Annotated in this window: 19 protein-coding genes; 3 read left to right on the plus strand and 16 right to left on the minus strand. The window is 28.1% G+C overall.

Going from position 1 to position 18,597, the window contains the following annotated elements; translation table 11 throughout:
- Nucleotides 1–86 precede the first annotated feature (86 nt).
- Entirely contained in the window at nucleotides 87–650 is a 564-nt protein-coding gene (locus tag J2Z24_RS07480) for a DUF2953 domain-containing protein (RefSeq protein ID WP_035148650.1), read from the plus strand.
- 27 nt (nucleotides 651–677) lie between these two features.
- Nucleotides 678–1,109: a GerW family sporulation protein gene (gene ytfJ / locus J2Z24_RS07485; protein ID WP_035148652.1), complete on the plus strand. Its 432-nt coding sequence runs from the start codon at nucleotides 678–680 to the stop codon at nucleotides 1,107–1,109.
- Between the two features lie 55 nt (nucleotides 1,110–1,164).
- Here ytfJ and scpB read toward each other — a convergent pair whose 3' ends face one another.
- The 8 genes from scpB to spoIIM all read right to left on the minus strand — a co-directional run bounded on the left by scpB (nucleotide 1,165) and on the right by spoIIM (nucleotide 8,963).
- The gene (gene scpB / locus J2Z24_RS07490; RefSeq protein ID WP_035148653.1) at nucleotides 1,165–1,758 is read right to left on the minus strand and encodes an SMC-Scp complex subunit ScpB; all 594 of its coding nucleotides are present in this window, start codon (nucleotides 1,756–1,758) and stop codon (nucleotides 1,165–1,167) included.
- Nucleotides 1,730–2,500, minus strand: a complete 771-nt coding sequence (locus J2Z24_RS07495; RefSeq protein ID WP_035148654.1) for a segregation/condensation protein A — start codon at nucleotides 2,498–2,500, stop codon at nucleotides 1,730–1,732. The genes scpB and J2Z24_RS07495 overlap by 29 nt, the downstream gene beginning before the upstream one ends.
- A gap of 104 nt (nucleotides 2,501–2,604) precedes the next feature.
- Nucleotides 2,605–3,786 carry a D-alanyl-D-alanine carboxypeptidase family protein gene (locus J2Z24_RS07500; RefSeq protein ID WP_035148694.1) on the minus strand — a complete coding sequence of 394 codons (1,182 nt, stop codon included), beginning with the start codon at nucleotides 3,784–3,786 and terminating at the stop codon, nucleotides 2,605–2,607.
- A 169-nt stretch (nucleotides 3,787–3,955) separates the two neighbouring features.
- On the minus strand, nucleotides 3,956–5,260 hold the full coding sequence (locus J2Z24_RS07505; RefSeq protein ID WP_035148696.1) for a pyrimidine-nucleoside phosphorylase: 1,305 nt from the start codon (nucleotides 5,258–5,260) through the stop codon (nucleotides 3,956–3,958).
- 61 nt (nucleotides 5,261–5,321) lie between these two features.
- On the minus strand, nucleotides 5,322–6,140 hold the full coding sequence (locus J2Z24_RS07510; RefSeq protein WP_035148655.1) for a purine-nucleoside phosphorylase: 819 nt from the start codon (nucleotides 6,138–6,140) through the stop codon (nucleotides 5,322–5,324).
- A 54-nt stretch (nucleotides 6,141–6,194) separates the two neighbouring features.
- Complete coding sequence (locus J2Z24_RS07515) at nucleotides 6,195–7,010, minus strand: purine-nucleoside phosphorylase (RefSeq protein WP_035148656.1); 816 nt, start codon at nucleotides 7,008–7,010, stop codon at nucleotides 6,195–6,197.
- A 119-nt stretch (nucleotides 7,011–7,129) separates the two neighbouring features.
- Complete coding sequence (gene xerD / locus J2Z24_RS07520; protein ID WP_173680329.1) at nucleotides 7,130–8,008, minus strand: site-specific tyrosine recombinase XerD; 879 nt, start codon at nucleotides 8,006–8,008, stop codon at nucleotides 7,130–7,132.
- Between the two features lie 331 nt (nucleotides 8,009–8,339).
- Complete coding sequence (spoIIM, locus tag J2Z24_RS07525; protein WP_372440078.1) at nucleotides 8,340–8,963, minus strand: stage II sporulation protein M; 624 nt, start codon at nucleotides 8,961–8,963, stop codon at nucleotides 8,340–8,342.
- A gap of 177 nt (nucleotides 8,964–9,140) precedes the next feature.
- On the opposite strand from spoIIM, the gene J2Z24_RS07530 reads away from it, so the two are divergent.
- Complete coding sequence (locus J2Z24_RS07530; RefSeq protein WP_035148659.1) at nucleotides 9,141–9,605, plus strand: YhcN/YlaJ family sporulation lipoprotein; 465 nt, start codon at nucleotides 9,141–9,143, stop codon at nucleotides 9,603–9,605.
- 67 nt (nucleotides 9,606–9,672) lie between these two features.
- Here J2Z24_RS07530 and spo0A read toward each other — a convergent pair whose 3' ends face one another.
- The 8 genes from spo0A to J2Z24_RS07570 all read right to left on the minus strand — a co-directional run bounded on the left by spo0A (nucleotide 9,673) and on the right by J2Z24_RS07570 (nucleotide 18,339).
- A complete protein-coding gene (spo0A, locus tag J2Z24_RS07535; RefSeq protein WP_035148660.1) occupies nucleotides 9,673–10,488 on the minus strand; it encodes a sporulation transcription factor Spo0A in 816 nt (271 codons plus the stop codon).
- Nucleotides 10,489–10,657: 169 nt separating this feature from the next.
- Nucleotides 10,658–11,869, minus strand: a complete 1,212-nt coding sequence (gene spoIVB / locus J2Z24_RS07540; RefSeq protein WP_035148661.1) for a SpoIVB peptidase — start codon at nucleotides 11,867–11,869, stop codon at nucleotides 10,658–10,660.
- A 236-nt stretch (nucleotides 11,870–12,105) separates the two neighbouring features.
- Entirely contained in the window at nucleotides 12,106–13,803 is a 1,698-nt protein-coding gene (gene recN, locus J2Z24_RS07545; RefSeq protein ID WP_035148662.1) for a DNA repair protein RecN, read from the minus strand.
- 11 nt (nucleotides 13,804–13,814) lie between these two features.
- Nucleotides 13,815–14,267, minus strand: a complete 453-nt coding sequence (locus tag J2Z24_RS07550; RefSeq protein WP_035148663.1) for an arginine repressor — start codon at nucleotides 14,265–14,267, stop codon at nucleotides 13,815–13,817.
- A 27-nt stretch (nucleotides 14,268–14,294) separates the two neighbouring features.
- Nucleotides 14,295–15,125 carry an NAD(+)/NADH kinase gene (locus tag J2Z24_RS07555; protein WP_035148697.1) on the minus strand — a complete coding sequence of 277 codons (831 nt, stop codon included), beginning with the start codon at nucleotides 15,123–15,125 and terminating at the stop codon, nucleotides 14,295–14,297.
- A gap of 1 nt (nucleotide 15,126) precedes the next feature.
- Nucleotides 15,127–15,948 (minus strand): TlyA family RNA methyltransferase, encoded by an 822-nt coding sequence (locus J2Z24_RS07560; RefSeq protein WP_035148665.1) that lies wholly within the window; start codon nucleotides 15,946–15,948, stop codon nucleotides 15,127–15,129.
- A gap of 22 nt (nucleotides 15,949–15,970) precedes the next feature.
- A complete protein-coding gene (gene dxs / locus J2Z24_RS07565; RefSeq protein ID WP_035148667.1) occupies nucleotides 15,971–17,833 on the minus strand; it encodes a 1-deoxy-D-xylulose-5-phosphate synthase in 1,863 nt (620 codons plus the stop codon).
- A gap of 2 nt (nucleotides 17,834–17,835) precedes the next feature.
- Nucleotides 17,836–18,339 (minus strand): hypothetical protein, encoded by a 504-nt coding sequence (locus tag J2Z24_RS07570; protein WP_051593298.1) that lies wholly within the window; start codon nucleotides 18,337–18,339, stop codon nucleotides 17,836–17,838.
- Between the last annotated feature and the right edge of the window lie 258 nt (nucleotides 18,340–18,597).

Consider the following 18,597-nt stretch of genomic DNA (forward strand, 5'->3'; position numbering starts at 1 on the left):
ATTACTCATAAAATTATTTCCATATAATTTTGTATATTATATCCTTCTATGGATATAATATTTAAATGTCATATGGAGGATAAATTATGATTGAGTTATGGATTTTTATATTACCCCTAATTCTCATATTTATAATTCCCTTTCCTATAAAGCTTTATTTTATGTATGACATAGATAAACTTGTTATAAAAATTTTATGGAAAACTTATGAGTTTACTTCTAAAAACTTAAATAAAAAGCGAAGGGATATTATTAATAAAGCAGAAGAAAATACTAAAAAAGATTCAAAAACAAAAAAATTTAAACAAATAAAATATATTGCACTAAATTTAAAAAATAATAAGCTTAAACCTAGTATAAAACTTTGCTGTAATTTAACTTATGGTTTAGGAGATGCAGCAATTACAGGTATAGTTTATGGATTGATCCATAATATTTATTCTTACATACAATATTACATTTACTCCTATTTTAAAGTAAAACAAATAAAATTTGATGTTCAACCTGAATTTAATAAAAAAACAATTTATACAGAAATAAACAGTATAATTTATATAAATTTAGTTAAAATTATCTATATATTCATTATCATACTCATAAGCTTACATAAATTTAATAAAAAATATAAACCATGCTTAACAAAAAATTAATATTCTATAATAGAGGAGGTATATTAAATGGAAAATCATCCAATTGAAAATTTAATGAAAACTACCATGGAAAATATCAAAAATATGATAGATGTTAATACTATAGTTGGAGATCCTGTTGAAGCAAAAGATGGATCATTAATTATACCTATTTCTAAAGTATCCTTTGGCTTTGCCTCAGGTGGAAGTGAATTTAATACTTGTCTTAATACTGACAATGCTAAATATCCTTTTGGAGGAGGCTCTGGTGCTGGTGTTTCAGTTAAACCTGTAGCTTTTTTAGTTATCAAATCTGATTCTGTAAGACTTCTTCCTCTTGAGCAAAATGGAAGCTATGATAAACTTATAGATTCTTTTCCTCAAATAATAGATACGCTAAAAGGGCTAGTAAACGAAGATTCTTCAAAGAAAAATGAAAAAAATCAATGTAAATCTAATGAATCTCCACATATAAATTAATATCATATTATAAAAATAGTGTAGAGGACTTAAAACCCTTTCTACACTATTTTTCTTATTCTGAACTATCATTTACTTTATCCCCGAAATTATTCAAAATATCCTCTAAACTAGGCATTTGATTTAAGTTTTCTAATCCAAAATGTTTTAAAAATTCTTCTGTAGTTCCATAAAGTATAGGTCTACCTGGTACATCTAATCTACCACATTCTTTAATTAGCTTTTTCTCTAATAAAGTTTGTATAGCTCTATCACTCTTTACTCCTCTTATATCATCTATATCAATTCTAGTTATAGGTTGCTTGTAAGCTATAATAGCTAAAGCTTCTAATGCTGCTTGAGAAAGTGTTTGTCTTACATTTGTCTTAAGTAATTTTTCAATAAATTCACTATTTTCTTTTTTGGTAGCTAATGCATAGCTATCATCTATCTCTATTACAACTATTCCCCTATCTTCTGCTTTATATATTTTTTTCATTTCATTAATAAGATCTCTAATAAATTTAACATCACATTCTAATATGTTAGCTATTTCTTTAGCTTTTAAAGGCTCCCCACTAACAAAAAGAAGTGATTCTATAACAGAAATAAGTCTATTTTTAACTGAAACCTGTTCCATCTCAATTTGATTCATATTTATGTTCTTCATTTGAATCTGTCCTTTCTAAATGTATTTCTTTAAAATTACCTTCTTGAGCAACTCTTATAATCCTTAATTTTATTAACTCTAAAAGTGCTAAAAAGGTTACTACAATTTCCATTTTTGCTGAGCAGCTTTTCGTTAGTTCAGTAAAAGACACCCTCTTATTTCTAAGAATCCTATCTTTTATATATACCATTTTGTCCTCTATTTTGTATTGATCCACTATTATTTCTCTGGAAATTATATTAGTATTTATCTTATTCTTATATATTGTAACTAATTCATTATAAAGGTTGTACAAATCTAACATACTAATATTTTTTAAAATATCTGTATCTTCACATTCCTTTCTATTTTCTATTATCTCCGGCTTCTTTGTAAATCTAATACCTTCTATTGCCATTTTTGATTTAAAAAATTCTGCTGCTGCTTTAAACTTTTTATACTCAATTAGCTTTTGAATTAATATCTTTTCTGGATCTTCATCTTCTTCAGCAACTATATTTTCATCATTTTTAATTTTAGGTAATAATTCTTTAGATTTTATCTGTAATAAAGTAGCTGCAATAACTATAAATTCTGATGTAATCTCCAAATCCATTTCTTTTAATGTATTTATGTATTGAATATATTGATTGGTTATTTCAGATATTCTTATATTGTATATATCCATTTCATTTTTCTTTATAAGATGTAATAACAAATCAAAAGGTCCTTCAAAATTATGTATCTTTATTTTTAATGCCATTTAGTATCTCTCCTAGATCATTTATAATATAAATTATATCATTTTCTATAAACATTTTATGAAAAATTATATGATAGCCTAGGCTATCATATAATTAAAAGGATTTATATTCCGTTGTTAAAAAGATTATTAAAGTTATATTTCAAATTATCAAAAAAACCAGATTTTTTTATTTCTCTATCACAATATATTTTTCCTTTTCCTATTAAATTCTCATTTAAATATACTTCACAATATCCAATTACTTCTCCTTTATTATAATGTTTCTTATCCAAATTGACTACACATTTTTTAGTTATCTTGTTCTTAGATCCTCTTTCTACTACTACATTTAAATCTTCCAAAGCTTTAGCCATGAAAAATTTATCGTCTCTTTTACCAAGTTGTATCTTTTCTACATTAGAATCTTTAGTCAGTATTTTTTTGCATTCGAATTTAGAAAAGCCATGATTCATAAGCATACTTGCATCTCTATTCCTTACTTTATATGTAGGGGCTCCCATAATAACCGCTAACATTCTTACACCATCTCTTACAGCTGTTGCAGAAATGCAATATTTAGCCTCATTAGTAAAACCAGTTTTAAGTCCATCACAACCTTTGAAAAATCTAACTAATTTATTATGATTTACAAGTCCAATAGGGCTTTTTCTCCCTTCGGATATGGTTTCCATATAAGTACCTGTATATTTTAGTACTTTGGGATGTCTTAAAAGTTCCCTAGACATTAAAGCTATATCATATGCTGTAGTAAGGTGTCCCGGTGCAGATAGCCCACTACAATTTTTAAAACTAGTATTTTTCATTCCTAAAGACTCAGCTTTATCATTCATCATTTTTACAAAGGCTTCTTCACTTCCACCAATATACTCAGCCATAGCAGTTGCAGCATCATTACCTGAAGCTATAGCTATTCCTTTAAGTATTTCTTCTACAGTTCTTATTTCTCCTGTATCCAATAACATACTGCTATTTCCGCCTTTTCCTTTCATTTTAGCATTCTCACTTACTGTTATTTTATCTGTTAACTTTATTTTACCTGAATCAATAGCTTCCATAGCAATAAGCATAGTCATTATTTTTGTTACTGAAGCTGGAGCAAACTTTTCGTGAGGATTTTTTTCGTATATTATTTTCCCTGAAATAGGCTCCATTAAAAGTGCAGAGGATGCCTCCACATTTATTCCTTCTCCTTCTGCCTTTACTTTAATTGGTACAAATAAAATTTGTACAGCAAAAATTAATAATACAATAATACTAATTAATCTTTTTTCTTCTCTTTTCATAACACAAATTCCTCCTTCCTTCAATAATATTTTCTCCTGGATTTTAGAAATTTATCCATATAAAAATATTCATAATAATCCTTATGATGCAATGGAAATTATATAAATAACTGTAAATTTTTCAAAAATAAATAATTATCCCTAAGATTTAAATCTTAGAGATAATTATTTATTTAACTATACCATATATTAATGGCACAGTTTCATTATATATATCACTTATTATATAGCTTTCCAATATATCTTTTTCAGCTTTTTTTGCCTTTTTTATATCATTAGCATATATATATGCTAATACATCACCTTTATATACTTTATCTCCTCTTTTTTTACTTAAAACTATTCCTACAGCAAGATCTATTTTATCTTCTTTTGTAGCTCTTCCTGCTCCAAGGTCCATAGCAATTACTCCTATATTTTCTGCATGAATTTTTCTTACATATCCATCTATTTTGCTTTTAACAGGTATTATATATTCAGCTTTAGGAAACTTATCAGTATAGTCTACAAAAGACGAATCTCCTCCTTGTGCTTCAACAAATTCCTTAAGCTTAGATAGCGCTTTACCAGTTTCAATTGTTTCTATAAGCATTCTTCTTCCTTCTTCTTCATCTTTAGCCCTTTTAGCAAGTACTAACATATGTGAACCTAATGTTAGACATAATTGAAGCAAATCATCTGGTCCTTTTCCTTTTAATGTATTTATAGCTTCCTTTACCTCCAATGCATTCCCTACTGCAAATCCTAATGGCTGATCCATATCAGATATCACAGCTACCGTAGTCCTATTAACATTCTTCCCTATACTAACCATTTCTTCTGCAAGGTGAAAAGCATCCTCCTTTGTTTTCATAAAAGCTCCTTCTCCCACTTTAACATCAAGAACTATGCAATCTGCACCTGCTGCTATTTTTTTACTCATTATACTAGAAGCTATTAAAGATATATTATCAACAGTAGCAGTTACATCTCTTAAGGCATATAGTTTTTTATCAGCTGGAGCCAAATTTCCTGTTTGCCCACCTACTACTAATTTTATCCTATTTACATTTTCTATGAATTTATCTTCTGGCATTTCCACGGAAAAGCCACTAAAAGATTCTAATTTATCTATAGTTCCCCCTGTATGACCAAGACCCCTACCGGACATCTTAGCTACAGGTATTCCAAGAGATGCCACCATTGGACCAAGAACTAAAGTAGTAGTATCTCCTACACCTCCAGTGCTATGTTTATCTACCTTTATTCCATTTATAGAAGATAAATCCAATACATCTCCTGAATGAGCCATAGCCATGGTTAAATCTGCCGTTTCTCGTTTATTCATTTTCTGAAAATATATTGCCATAATTAAAGCAGCTGCCTGATAATCTGGTATATATCCTTTAGTATAATTGTCTATAAAATAATTTATTTCCTCAGAAGTTAATTCTTGTCCATTCCTCTTTTTTAAAATTATATCGTACATCCTCATTTTGCTTTCACCCCATTTATCCATAGTTGCTATCATTTATATATTATTCTAATAATTTTTATTAAAGGCTAGATACTATTTCTTTGACTAAAGATACAAATCTTGTCATAGCTTTATTAGCTGTTTCTACTACTCTTGCATGATCTAAAGGTTCTAGATTATCTCCTAAGGCCATATCCGTTATACAGGATATTCCTAAAACTTTCATACTCATATGATTAGCTACAATTACCTCTGGTACAGTAGACATTCCTACTGCATCTCCTCCTACAGCTCTTAACATTTTAAGTTCTGCTGGTGTCTCATAAGTTGGCCCAGATACTCCTATATATACGCCTTTTTGTAACTTTATATTCAATCTATCTCCAGCACTTTCAGCAAGTCTTAGCAATTCTCTATTATAAGCTTGTGACATATCTGGAAATCTTGGACCAAATTCTTCATAGTTTCTTCCTATTAACGGATTGTCTCCCATAAAATTTATATGATCTGTAATCATCATTAAATCTCCTGCTTCAAAGCTAGGATTCATTCCTCCAGCAGCATTAGTAATAATTATTTTCTCTATTCCTAAAGCTTTTATTACTCTAACTGGGAAAACTACTTCCTTCATTGCATATCCTTCGTAATAATGAAATCTTCCATTTAACGCCAAAACTTTTTTCCCCATAAGTTCTCCAGTTATAAGCTCTCCTGCATGACCTACTACAGTTGATACCGGGAAATTAGGAATATCTTTATATTTTATAATCTTCTTATTCTCTATATCCTTTACTATACTCCCAAGACCAGTACCTAATATTATTGCAATATCAAATTTTGAAGAGTCAATAGATTGTATATATTCTTTTGCTTCTTTAACTTTTTCTATTAAATTCAAAGTTACCATCCTTCCTTAAAAATCAATAACATATCATCTTTATTAATAATCGTATTATATTTCTTTAATTATACCGCTTACTAATTTTATAAACTTATCTTTTACTTTATTGGAAGTTTCCATAACTTCTGCATGATTTAAAGGTTGATCTAAAATTCCTGCTGCCATATTAGTAATGCAAGATATTCCTAAAACTTTTAGTCCACAATGTTTAGCTGTTATAACATCAGGAACTGTAGACATTCCTACTGCGTCTCCTCCTAATATTCTTATCATTCTAATTTCTGCTGGTGTCTCATAAGTTGGACCTGTCATCATTACATATATTCCCTCTTTAACTTCTATCTGCTCATTCTTAGCTACTTTATTAGCCAAATCAACTAAATCCTTGTCATATGCATTACTCATATCTGGAAATCTTGGTCCTATTTCTTCTTCATTTTTACCTATTAATGGATTAGTAAATGCAAAGTTTATATGATCCTTTATAATCATTAAATCTCCTGGTTTAAAACCTTCATTTACTCCTCCTGCAGCATTGGTTACTATTAATGTTTTTATCCCTAAATATTTCATTATATGTATTGGAAGAGATAATTCATCCATTTTATGACCTTCATAATAATGAACTCTTCCTTGCATCATAACTACACTTTTACCATTTAATTTTCCAAAAACATATTGTCCTGCATGCCCAACTACTGTTGACTTAGGCATATTAGGTATATTTTCATATTTTATATTAATTCTTTCCTCAACTTTATCCGCTAAATCTCCCAAACCTGAGCCAAGTATTATTCCTATTTCCGGTATCATGTCAACTTTTGATTTCACATAGTTTACACTCTCTTTAATTTTAATTATATTCATTTTATAAATCCTCCTTTTATATTATCAAATGGTTCTAAGTTTCATATGAACTTCGCTTAAAAGATCATTAATATTATATCCAAATTATATATTTAATTAGACTTTTTCTATTTACTCTTCTAAGCTCTTGGATGAGTTTTCTTATATATTTCGGCAATCTTACTTTTTCTAGATATAGTAGAGTAAATTTGAGTAGCAGACATGTCACTATGCCCTAATAATTCTTGTACTGCCTTTATATCCGCTCCATTTTGAATTAGATGGACTGCAAAAGAGTGCCTTAATGTATAAGAATTTATCTCTTTATTAATTCCTGATAACTTAGCATATTGTTTAACTATTTTCCAAAATCCTTGTCTTGTCATTTTTGTTTTTTGAAGATTTAAAAACAAATAATCTAAATTATAGCTATTTAAAGAAGGCCTAATTTTTAGATATTCATTTAAACAATTAACAGCATAGGATCCTATAGGTATTATTCTTTCTCTATTCTTAGTTCCCTTACACTTTATATAACATAATTTTAAATTAATATCAAACATGGTTATATTTAGTAATTCGCTCACTTTCATTCCTGTAGCATACATAACTTCTAGCATTGACTTATCTCTTATTCCTTTTTCTGTATTTAAATCTGGTGCTTGCAATATTTTATCTACTTCTTCTATTGTTAATATTTGTGGAATATTTCTTTTTAGCTTTGGCATTTCATAATTTATAACTGGATCTTCTTCTAATATTCCCTGTTTATTTAAATACTTATAAAAATTTCTTATAGAAACTATGTTTCTTACTATAGAAGAATTAGCTTTTTTACTTTTTTGAAGCTCCTGTACATATGCCATTATAGTTACTTCTTCTACTAATTTTATATCTTCTTTTCTATCTTTTAGAAACTCATAAAATTTCTTAATGTCTCTTTCATATGCATCTAATGTATTTTTGCTTAATTTTCTTCCTTTTAAAAAATTTATATACTTGTTTATTAATTCATCCATAGTATTTCTCCTACTATAATCTATTTTTCTATTATATTAATTCAACAAAAGAGAAAAAAAACCTTCACATCTTTACAAATTCATTGAAAATATATATATAATTATATAATATTTTTTTATTTTTGGTAATTATATTGTAAACTAAAATACTGTTATGATGAATACTTATCTTTTCTAAATATTTATATAATATGTAATCTATTACTTTGGGAAGAAACTCTCCTAAAACTAACAATATAAAAAAACATTTTAATATACATATAAAAAATTCTATTAGATATATATTGTTTTCTCTCATATTGTCACTCTCCAAAATCAAATTTATTTCCTATTAAATAATTATTTTTAGTATGTTAGGTGTTCCATAGGCTTCAAAAATAAATCCTAAAAACATAATGAGGACTATAAATAGAAAAGATAATGAATATGAAAAAACTCTAATCCACAATCCATTATTGGTTCTTTTTCCAATTCTTTCTCTTAAAAAATTAAGTGAAAACTCCATAGCCAGTACTGATGATAATATTATACAGGGTATATAAATTACATTTTGCGGAATCACTGTTAACAATGATATTAATAAGCCTTTCGTTCCAACACTGTTAATCATAATACTAACTGTAAATCCTAAAGTATATCCTTTTATTAAATCTATAATGAGAATTATAGGAATTCCTATCATAGTCATACCTAAAAACCAAATTAATATTATAAATGGCATATTATTTTTTATAGTTCCTAACAAAACAGTTTTATAATCTATATCTCTATTTCCTATATATTCTGTAAAACTAGTTATATAGCTTAAAAGATCATTTTTATATACTTCACCCATATACTTAACACTATATATTCCTAAAACTATTCCTGTAAAAATACACAGTAAACTTATTATGTAAAGCCAAAAATTTTCTTGTAAATGTCCACCAAATTCACTTGTTAATCCATTTTTTATCATATATATCCCCCTTTGTTATTTATCTTTTTCAAAGCAAAATATTATCTATCTTTTTATATTTATGATTTTTATAATAACTATATGAATATTAATATTTAAGCTTCTCAATTATAAAGAATAATTTTTATACTAAATAAATTTATTTTGCACATAATAACATGGAGGTGATTAATTATGATATCTACTATAAGCAAAAAAATAATTCCTTTTCTTTTAGTATCTTTTATATCCTTAAATATAACAGCATGTACAAATAAAACTACACCACCACCTTCTGACACTGGTAATAAAACTGTAGAAAAAACAAATGATTTATCGTCTAGAGCAGATAAAATAGCAAAAGAATTAATTACTATAAAAGGAATAAAGAGTGCTAATGTGGTAATTTCTGAAGAAAGGGCTCTTGTAGGTGTAAATTTAGATGAAAAAGCAGAAGGAACTTTAACAGATAACCTTAAAAATGAAGTAGATAAAAAGGTAAAATCAGTAGATCCTAAAATAAAAACTGTAGCTGTATCTGCAGATCCAGATGTAATCCAAAGGATCACTAATGTTGGAAAAGGAATTAATGAAGGAAAACCTTTATCTGAATTTGGAAATGAAATAGAAGAAATTTTTAGAAGGATTATGCCTAAATAAAGTAAAATTAAAAATACTCCTTTAGTTAAATAAAACTAAGGAGTATTTTTAATTGAAATTTGTTACTTTAAGACACCCTATTCTTTAATCTTAATTTATCTGCTACCATAGCAATAAACTCTGAGTTTGTTGGCTTACCTTTATCATTATGTATTGTATATCCAAATATCCTATTTATTGTGTCAACTTGTCCTCTAGACCATGCTACTTCTATAGCATGTCTTATAGCTCTTTCTACACGACTGGCTGTTGTATTATATTTTTTGGCTATTGATGGATAAAGTTCTTTAGTTACTGCTGATAAAAGTTCCATATCATTTACTACCATAGTTATAGCTTCTCTCAAATACATATATCCTTTAATGTGTGCTGGTACACCAATTTCATGAATTATATTTGTTATTTCTGCTTCTAGATCTATGGGTTCATTTCTATTTATTCTTATTTCACTACTTTCTATTACTGGAATTGTTCTTTTAACTTCATCACCACTTGAAATTGTATTATTAAACATCTGTCTTATTCTTTTCGTGAAAACATCCATATCAAATGGCTTTACCACATAATAATCAGCACCTAAAGTAATAGCTCTTTGAGTTATCTTATCCTGTCCTACAGCTGATAATACAATTATTCTTGGCATTGGTTCTATATCCATGCTATTTAATTTTTCTAGTACACCTAAACCATCAAGATGTGGCATTATAATATCCAATACAACTAAATCTGGTTTCTTTTCTTCTATTAACTTTAATGCTTCAACTCCATCTTTTGCTACACCAACTACTACAATATCTCTTTGATTTAAAAGATAATCATTAAGAATATTACAAAACTCCTTATTATCATCAGCAATAACCACACTAATCTTTGAATCTTCCATAAAACTACTCCCCTTTACAATAAATTCCCATATCTTAGCAATTAATAAATTCGACAAAAGAATGATAATTCCTTCTTAAACAAGAAAATATTTTCAATTAACTATATAAAATAATAGATAGCAGTAGAAGCTATCTATTATTTTGATTCTATGTGTAATGAATAGACTTTTATTTTAATATATCAGCATCCTTAAGCATCCATTCAATATAAATTCCATACCCTGTATCTGGTTTATTTATTAATACATGAGTTACTGCTCCAATTATTTTATTATCTTGAATTATTGGACTTCCACTCATACCTTGAACTATTCCGCCAGTCTTTTCTAAAAGTTCTTTATCAGTAACTTTTATTACCATACTCTTAGGCCCAGGTGAATTCTGAGGTAATAACTTTTCTACCATTATATTATACAACTTAGGCTCACTTCCGTCAATTGTTGTATAAATTTGAGCTGGTCCTTCCTTTATTTCGTCTCTTAAAGCCAATTTCATTTTTTTATTGTTTTTATTCTTTATAGGAAGATTGCTTTTTCCAAATATTCCACACTGTGTATTCTTAATTATCTGTCCTAATACTACATCTTCGTCAATAAATATACCTTTTAATTCTCCTGGCGTTCCTCTTACTCCTTTTCTTACAGAAACTATGGATGAATTAACTATTTGTCCTGAATTTACATTTAATATTGTTCCTGTATCTACATCAGTTATAGGATGGCCTAAAGCTGCAAAAGTACCTGTTTTATTATCATAAAAAGTTAATGTACCTACTCCCGCAGTAGAATCCCTTATCCATAGCCCTATTTTGTATTGATTATCTTTTGATTTTACAGGTTTTACTTTTTTCTTCAAAGTAGTTCCTTTTCTTTCTATTGTAACTTCTATTTCTTTTCCTTCACATTCATTAATTAAGGAAGCTGCTTTCTCTGAATTTATAACTTTTTTATTATTTATTTCTACTATACTATCTCCTATTTCAAGACCTGCTTCAGATGCTGGACTTGTTACTTTCCCATTATCTGTATCTAAATCTGATAACGCAACTATTAGTACACCTTTCGTATTAAGTTTAACTCCTATTGGCTGTCCTCCAGGATATACTGATAATTCATTAGGTATTGATTTTATAGCTACAGATTTTACTTTAAATATTCCAAGTAAACTTACATCTGCATTTTGATCAGTTCCAGTTACTCCTTTTGAAGTATTAACACTATCATCTTTCACCAACTTTACAATATTATTAGATTTTAATGATTTACCTTCTCTTAAAAATATAGTAGTTGGTACATTAAAAGCTTTGTAATAGGCAACTAAAGTTATTAACAGGATGGATATTATAAAAGGATAAATAAACTTATTTTTTTTATTTTTCATGCTTATACCTCCTGTTTGTTTCCTTTGTATATTTTTAAGTTGCCCTGTGCAAGCTCTTCTTATGCTATAATATCTTTGTATAAGTAGTTAACAATTACTTTTAAAAACTAAATTTAAGAGTAAAAATAAAAAGGTTACAATAATATTAATATTGTAACCCTTTTAGTAAAAAATATATCAATATGTAATTATGCAATTATAAATATTTTTTTACATCTGAGATATGCTTATTACAATTATGATAATAATTGTAATTTTTTTTCATCTGCCATGTTAATCATTTCTTGAGCATTTTTTATTGTCAATTCTGTTACTTCTGTTCCTCCTATCATCCTTGCTATCTCTGCTTCTTTTTCTTGTTTACTTAGTTTCTTAATTAAAGTATAAGTTTTATTATCCAATACTTTTTTAGATACTTGATAGTGATTATCTGATATACAAGCTATTTGAGGAAGATGAGTTACACAAAACACTTGATGTAAGCCAGATATACTGTACATTTTTTCAGCTACACTTTGAGCAATTCTTCCACTTATTCCTGTATCTATTTCATCAAAAATAACAGTAGGGATCTTGTCCTTATCTACAAATACAGTCTTTAATGCTAACATTATTCTTGAAAGCTCTCCACCAGATACTATCTTCTCTAAAGGCTTTAATGGTTCTCCAGGATTTGTAGATATTAAAAATTGAACTTTATCCAATCCATTTTCATTAAATTCTTCTTTTAATTCTATGGATATTTTAAACACACTCTTCTCTAATCCAATATAACTTAACTCTTCTTTTATTTTTTTCTCTAGCATATCTCCTATACTTAATCTTATATTATGAATTTCCATAGCCTTATGTTTAAGTTTATCTAACAATGCTTTCTTTTTATTATTTAATTCTTCAATTATTTGGCCACTATTTATAAGTTCTTCATATTGATGAGTTATCTTATCTCTATATTCTAATATACTTTTTATATCTGGAGCATATTTCTTTTTTAATGAAGCTATTTGAAACAATCTACTATTTATAGAATTTAACTCTTCTTCATCATAATATGTTTCATCTTTTATTTTCCTTATTGCTTCTATATTTTCTTCTATATTATAATATATTTCTTCTAAAGAATTGCTTATATTCTCTATTTTACACATATGCATTTGTACAGATTTTAACTCTTTTACAATAGTTCCTATACTATCCAATATAGATAATGTATTTTCATCTCCATTATAAAGATTTTGATAACTAAAATTTAACACTTTGCTTATCTTTTCTGCATTAGATAATACATCATAGTTTTCTTGTAATTCTTTTTCTTCCCCAATTTTAAAATTAGCATTATTTATTTCATCTATTTGAAATTTTAAAAAATCAATTATTTTTTCTCTTTCTCCATCTTCTCCTGAAAGCTCAATTATCTTTTTATCAATTTCTTTTAACTCTTCATAATACTTCTTATAACAACATAGCAGCTCTAAAATATTTTTCTCTCCAAAATAATCTAAGTATAAAATATGTTTTGAAGAATCTAAAAGATTTTGATTTTCATGTTGTCCATGTATATCTAATAAAGTTTCTGTTATAAGTTTTAATTGTGAAATTAAAATAGATCTACCATTTACTTTAGTTATACTTTTACCTGATTGAAAAGTTTCTCTGCTTATAATTATCCAGTCTTCATATTCTATTCCTTGCTTAATAAGCTCTTCTTTTGATTTTTCATTTTGAAGCGTAAATATTGCCTCAACAAAAGTTTTATCTGTGCCTGTTCTTATTAAGTCCTTATTAAATTTCCCTCCAAGCACATAATTAATAGCGTCAATTAATATAGATTTACCTGCACCAGTTTCTCCAGATAAAACATTGAATCCATTTTCAAAAGAAATACTTAAATCTTCTATTAAAGCAAAATTCTTAATATTTAATTGAAGGAGCACCCTTAATCCTCCTATTCTGTAATCATTTTTTTCATCCTTTGAGTTATTTCAATCGCTTGCTCATTAGTTCTTGTCATTACAAAGATGGTATTGTCTCCTGCTAAGCTTCCAGCTATTCCCTCAAAATTCAAAGAATCAATAGCTTCAGCAGCTGCAGAAGCTGATCCTGATAGGGTTTTTATAACTACAAAGTTTGATACATTCTCTACAGTAACCACAGACTGTGAAAAAATATTCACAAGTTTATTAGAAAGATAATTTTCCGTATGGCTTATAGTTGAATATTTATACTTACCATTACTAGACAGTACTTTTATAAGCTTTAATTCTTTTATATCTCTTGATACTGTAGCTTGAGTTACATTCATACCCGATTTTCTTAATTCTTCCGCTAATTCTTCTTGAGTTTCTATATCCCTTGAAGTAATTAACTCCAATATTTTAGCATGACGGGTTACTTTCATATAATTTCACCTTCACCTTCTTAAAGTTTATAAATGTAGTTTTTTTCTTAATATGTTAAAATAATCGTTATGCTCCTCTTTTAATTTTATAAGTTTACACTTATAAGGTGAAGAACATATATCCACATATTTAGTGTCGTCTAAATTTATAATTTCCTGACCATCCACAGCTAAATGTACATCTCCACGTTTTCTTTCCATAATAACTTTTATACTGCAGTCTCCATTAAGTACTATACTTCTCACTCCTAAAGAATGTGAACATATAGGTGTTAAAGAAATAACATCTAATGTAGGATATATAATAGGTCCTCCAGCAGATAACGAGTAAGCTGTAGATCCAGTAGGAGTAGATATTATTACTCCATCAGAAACAAATGTTGTATAATAATTATTGTCTATATAAATTTTACATTTTACAACTCTACCAATTACTCCCTTTGCAACTACTATATCGTTTAATCCATGAAATACTTTTATTTCATTCTTAAGTTCTACTTTGCACTGAAGCATTTTTCTTTCTTCTATGTAATAATCATTATTTAATATGCTTTTTATCGCATAAAAAAAATTTGAACTATCTACTTCTGTTAAAAAACCTAAATGTCCTACATTTATTCCTAAAATCGGTACATTATATTTAGCCAGAAACTTTGACGCTTTTAAGATGGTTCCATCACCACCAAGAACTATAGCTGCATCTAATTTTCTAGTATCTTCACTATCCAATCCTATAGAATCTTTATATATTTTAACATTAACATCATAATAGTTTTTTTTTATATTTTCAACTATTCTTTCTAATATTTCTCCTCCAGCATCCTTATTAGTATTAACATTAATACCTATAATCTTCATGTTATAATTTTTCATCTAACTTTCTATGAGATAATTCTACTATTTCATATACACTATCCATTGAAAAAGTTTCCTCATATTTTTTATCTTTAGTAAAATATATAAGATATTCTATATTTCCTTCTGGTCCCTTTATGGGAGAATACTGGAGTCCTATTATTTTAACTTGTAATTCTTTTAAAAATTTAATTATTTTTGAAATAACTTCTTCATGAGTACTTTTTTCTCTAACAACTCCTTTTTTGCCTACTTTTTCTCTTCCAGCCTCAAATTGAGGTTTTATAAGAGCTACCATAGAACCTTTTTCATCTAGAATGTTTAATGCAGCAGGTATAACTTTTTCTAAAGATATAAAGGAGACATCGATACTTCCAAAATCCGCATATTCACCTATTTGTTCTAAAGTAACATATCTAAAATTAGTTCTTTCCATACATACCACTCTAGGATCTGTTCTAAGCTTCCAAGCTAATTGTCCATACCCAACATCAATTGAGAATACCTTTTTAGCTCCATTTTGAAGCATACAGTCAGTAAAACCTCCTGTTGATGCTCCAATATCAAGACATATTTTATCCTTTAGTGTAATATCAAAACTTTTTATAGCTTTTTCTAATTTATAACCACCACGACTAACATAAGGCATTTTTTGCCCTTTAAATTCTATATTAGCGCTTTCCTTTATTTTCTCTCCACATTTATCAACTCTAATACCATTAACAAATATTTCTCCTGCCATTATACTAGCTCTAGCTTTTTCTCTAGAAGAAAAAAGTCCTTTCTCCACAAGTAAAACATCAAGCCTAACTTTTACTTCAGCCATATTTAACCCCTTTTCTATTAGCTTATAATAACTTCATAATACTCTGTATGATTCCATCTACATCTAATCCATAACTTTTATACAAAATATCTACTCCTCCATGAGGTATAAATTCATCTTTAAAACCTAAGTTAATAAGTTTTGTTTTTTTATTTAATGTTCCTATATATTCTGTCACTAAAGAACCAAATCCACCATATAAAACGTTATCTTCTAAAGTAACAATTTTTTTACCATTATAGACCAAATTTTTTAGTAAAGATACATCTAAAGGCTTAATAAAACTAGCATTTATTACCCCTATATCTATACCAGTCTTTTTCAATCTTTCTCTAACTAACACTGCTTGTTGCACCATTCTCCCTACAGCTATAAGGGTTATTTCTCCTTCGTTACTTATAATTTCCCATTTCCCTTTAATAAATTGTTTCAGCGGCACTAAACTAACATTAGGGTTATCTCCACCTCTTGGATATCTTATAGCTATGGGATAGTTTTGTTTCACTGCCCAACTAAGAATATATTCTAATTCTAATACTGATTTTGGTGCTACTATGGTCATATTAGGTATATGCGATAAATAAGACAAATCAAATACTCCTTGATGGGTTTCTCCATCAGCTCCTACAATTCCTGCCCTATCTATAGCTAGAATTACAGGTAGATTTTGTATACATACATCATGTAATATTTGATCATAAGCTCTTTGAAGAAAAGTAGAATAAACAGCAAATACAGGTTTCAATCCAGATGTAGCCATACCTGCTGCCATAGTTACAGCATGCTGTTCTGCTATTCCCACATCAAAAAATCTATCTTTAAATTTTTCTGCAAATCCTTCCAATCCAGTACCATCTCTCATAGCTGCTGTAATAGCCACTACTCTTTTATCTTCTGATGCAATTTTTATCATAGCATCTCCAAATGCTTTAGAATAAGTTAAACATTTTCCAGCACATACTTCCCCACTTATATAATCAAAAGGTCCTATGCTATGAAATTTTCCTGAATTCTTTTCAGCATATTTATATCCTTTTCCTTTTTTAGTTACCACGTGTATTAAAACAGGTCCTTGAATTTCTTTAGCATTCGAGAAAACCTTACTTAATTCTTTTATATTATGCCCATCTATAGGTCCTAAATACTTTATTCCCATATTCTCAAAAAGCATTCCTGGAACAACCATTTGTTTAATACCATTCTTAACTTTTTCTAAAGTCTGAGCCATACCCTTTCCAATGTTAGGTATTTTTCTGAGAGCTGAATCTATCTCTTTCTTAAATTTATTATATCCAGGCTCTATTCTTATTTTGCTTAAATATGTAGATAATCCTCCTACATTTTTTCCTATAGACATCTGATTATCATTTAATATTATAATCATCTTCGATTTTCTATCTCCAACATCATTTAACGCTTCTAAAGCCATACCTCCAGTCAAGGCTCCATCACCTATTACAGACACTACTTCATAATTTTCTTTCTTTAAATCTCTAGCTCTAGCCATTCCTAATGCTGCTGATATTGAAGTGCTACTATGTCCTGTTTGGAAATGATCAAAGGAGCTTTCACACTTTTTAGGAAATCCACTTAGCCCTCCAAATTTTCTTAAAGTGTGAAATTGTTGTTTTCTTCCTGTAAGAATTTTATGTACATAACTTTGATGTCCTACATCCCATATTAATTTATCTCTTTTAAAATTGAACACATTATATAAACTTATAGTAAGTTCTACCACTCCTAAATTTGATGCTAAGTGTCCTCCAGTCTTTGATACATTATCTATTAAAAATTGTCTTATTTCTTCTGCAAAAATATCTAGTTCTTGCAAAGACATAGCTCTAATTTGGGTTGCATCTTTATACTTTTCTAAAAATCGGGTCATATTCATCTTTCCTTTTTTATTAAATATATTAGCCTTGAAACTTTATCTATTATTACTTCACTTTCATTCATTGCAAAACTTTTTCCTAATGCTTTACCTCCAATTGTAGCTGCTGCAATAAGAGCTCCTATTATTGCTGTTACTATAGTTACACTTGTATTTGAAAATGTGATTATAATCTTACTTACAATTAGCGTTCCTACAGAACCACTCACAATTCCTGAAACATCCCCAACTACGTCATTGCAAAAATTAGAAACCTTGTCTGCATTTCTTATAAGCTTTACTGCTATTTTAGCTCCAGGAATTTTTTTTGCTGCTCTAGCATGAAAAGGCGTTTCATCCGCTGCTGTTACAGCTACTCCTATTATATCAAATATTATCCCTATAAATATTATAAAAATCAATATAATAAAAGCTACTAATATATTTACATTTCTTAGTAGCGCATTAGAAAGAAGATTTACACTTCCTGATATTAATATTGTCCATAGAACAATTGTCATTACCCATTTTTTATTAACCTTAGATTTATTATCTTTAACTACACCTTTTTTAAAATTTTTGTTATTTTTAAAACCATTATCCAAAAAACTTCCCCCATTTTATATAACTATCAATATGCAATTTATTTAGTAAAAACATACTTTATGTATTAGAAAAAGTGGCAGCAATTTGAGTAAAACTTGCGGCTTAGGTCTAGTAGGATTTCCCATAGAATAACCAAAATGTCGCCATTTTAGCGGTTTCCCTTTAATATTCTA

Origin of the sequence: Clostridium tetanomorphum (assembly GCF_017873215.1) — a bacterium.
In the GTDB taxonomy this organism is placed as follows: Bacteria; Bacillota; Clostridia; order Clostridiales; family Clostridiaceae; genus Clostridium_AO; species Clostridium_AO tetanomorphum.

Coding starts and splice junctions, on each gene's coding strand:
- J2Z24_RS07480 (WP_035148650.1), top strand. CDS start 87: ATGATTGAGTTATGGATTTTTATATTACCCCTAATTCTCATATTTATA.
- ytfJ (WP_035148652.1), top strand. CDS start 678: ATGGAAAATCATCCAATTGAAAATTTAATGAAAACTACCATGGAAAAT.
- scpB (WP_035148653.1), bottom strand. CDS start 1,758: ATGAAGAACATAAATATGAATCAAATTGAGATGGAACAGGTTTCAGTT.
- J2Z24_RS07495 (WP_035148654.1), bottom strand. CDS start 2,500: ATGGCATTAAAAATAAAGATACATAATTTTGAAGGACCTTTTGATTTG.
- J2Z24_RS07500 (WP_035148694.1), bottom strand. CDS start 3,786: ATGAAAAGAGAAGAAAAAAGATTAATTAGTATTATTGTATTATTAATT.
- J2Z24_RS07505 (WP_035148696.1), bottom strand. CDS start 5,260: ATGAGGATGTACGATATAATTTTAAAAAAGAGGAATGGACAAGAATTA.
- J2Z24_RS07515 (WP_035148656.1), bottom strand. CDS start 7,010: ATGAATATAATTAAAATTAAAGAGAGTGTAAACTATGTGAAATCAAAA.
- xerD (WP_173680329.1), bottom strand. CDS start 8,008: ATGGATGAATTAATAAACAAGTATATAAATTTTTTAAAAGGAAGAAAA.
- J2Z24_RS07530 (WP_035148659.1), top strand. CDS start 9,141: ATGATATCTACTATAAGCAAAAAAATAATTCCTTTTCTTTTAGTATCT.
- spo0A (WP_035148660.1), bottom strand. CDS start 10,488: ATGGAAGATTCAAAGATTAGTGTGGTTATTGCTGATGATAATAAGGAG.
- spoIVB (WP_035148661.1), bottom strand. CDS start 11,869: ATGAAAAATAAAAAAAATAAGTTTATTTATCCTTTTATAATATCCATC.
- J2Z24_RS07550 (WP_035148663.1), bottom strand. CDS start 14,267: ATGAAAGTAACCCGTCATGCTAAAATATTGGAGTTAATTACTTCAAGG.
- J2Z24_RS07555 (WP_035148697.1), bottom strand. CDS start 15,125: ATGAAGATTATAGGTATTAATGTTAATACTAATAAGGATGCTGGAGGA.
- J2Z24_RS07560 (WP_035148665.1), bottom strand. CDS start 15,948: ATGGCTGAAGTAAAAGTTAGGCTTGATGTTTTACTTGTGGAGAAAGGA.
- dxs (WP_035148667.1), bottom strand. CDS start 17,833: ATGACCCGATTTTTAGAAAAGTATAAAGATGCAACCCAAATTAGAGCT.
- J2Z24_RS07570 (WP_051593298.1), bottom strand. CDS start 18,339: ATGACAATTGTTCTATGGACAATATTAATATCAGGAAGTGTAAATCTT.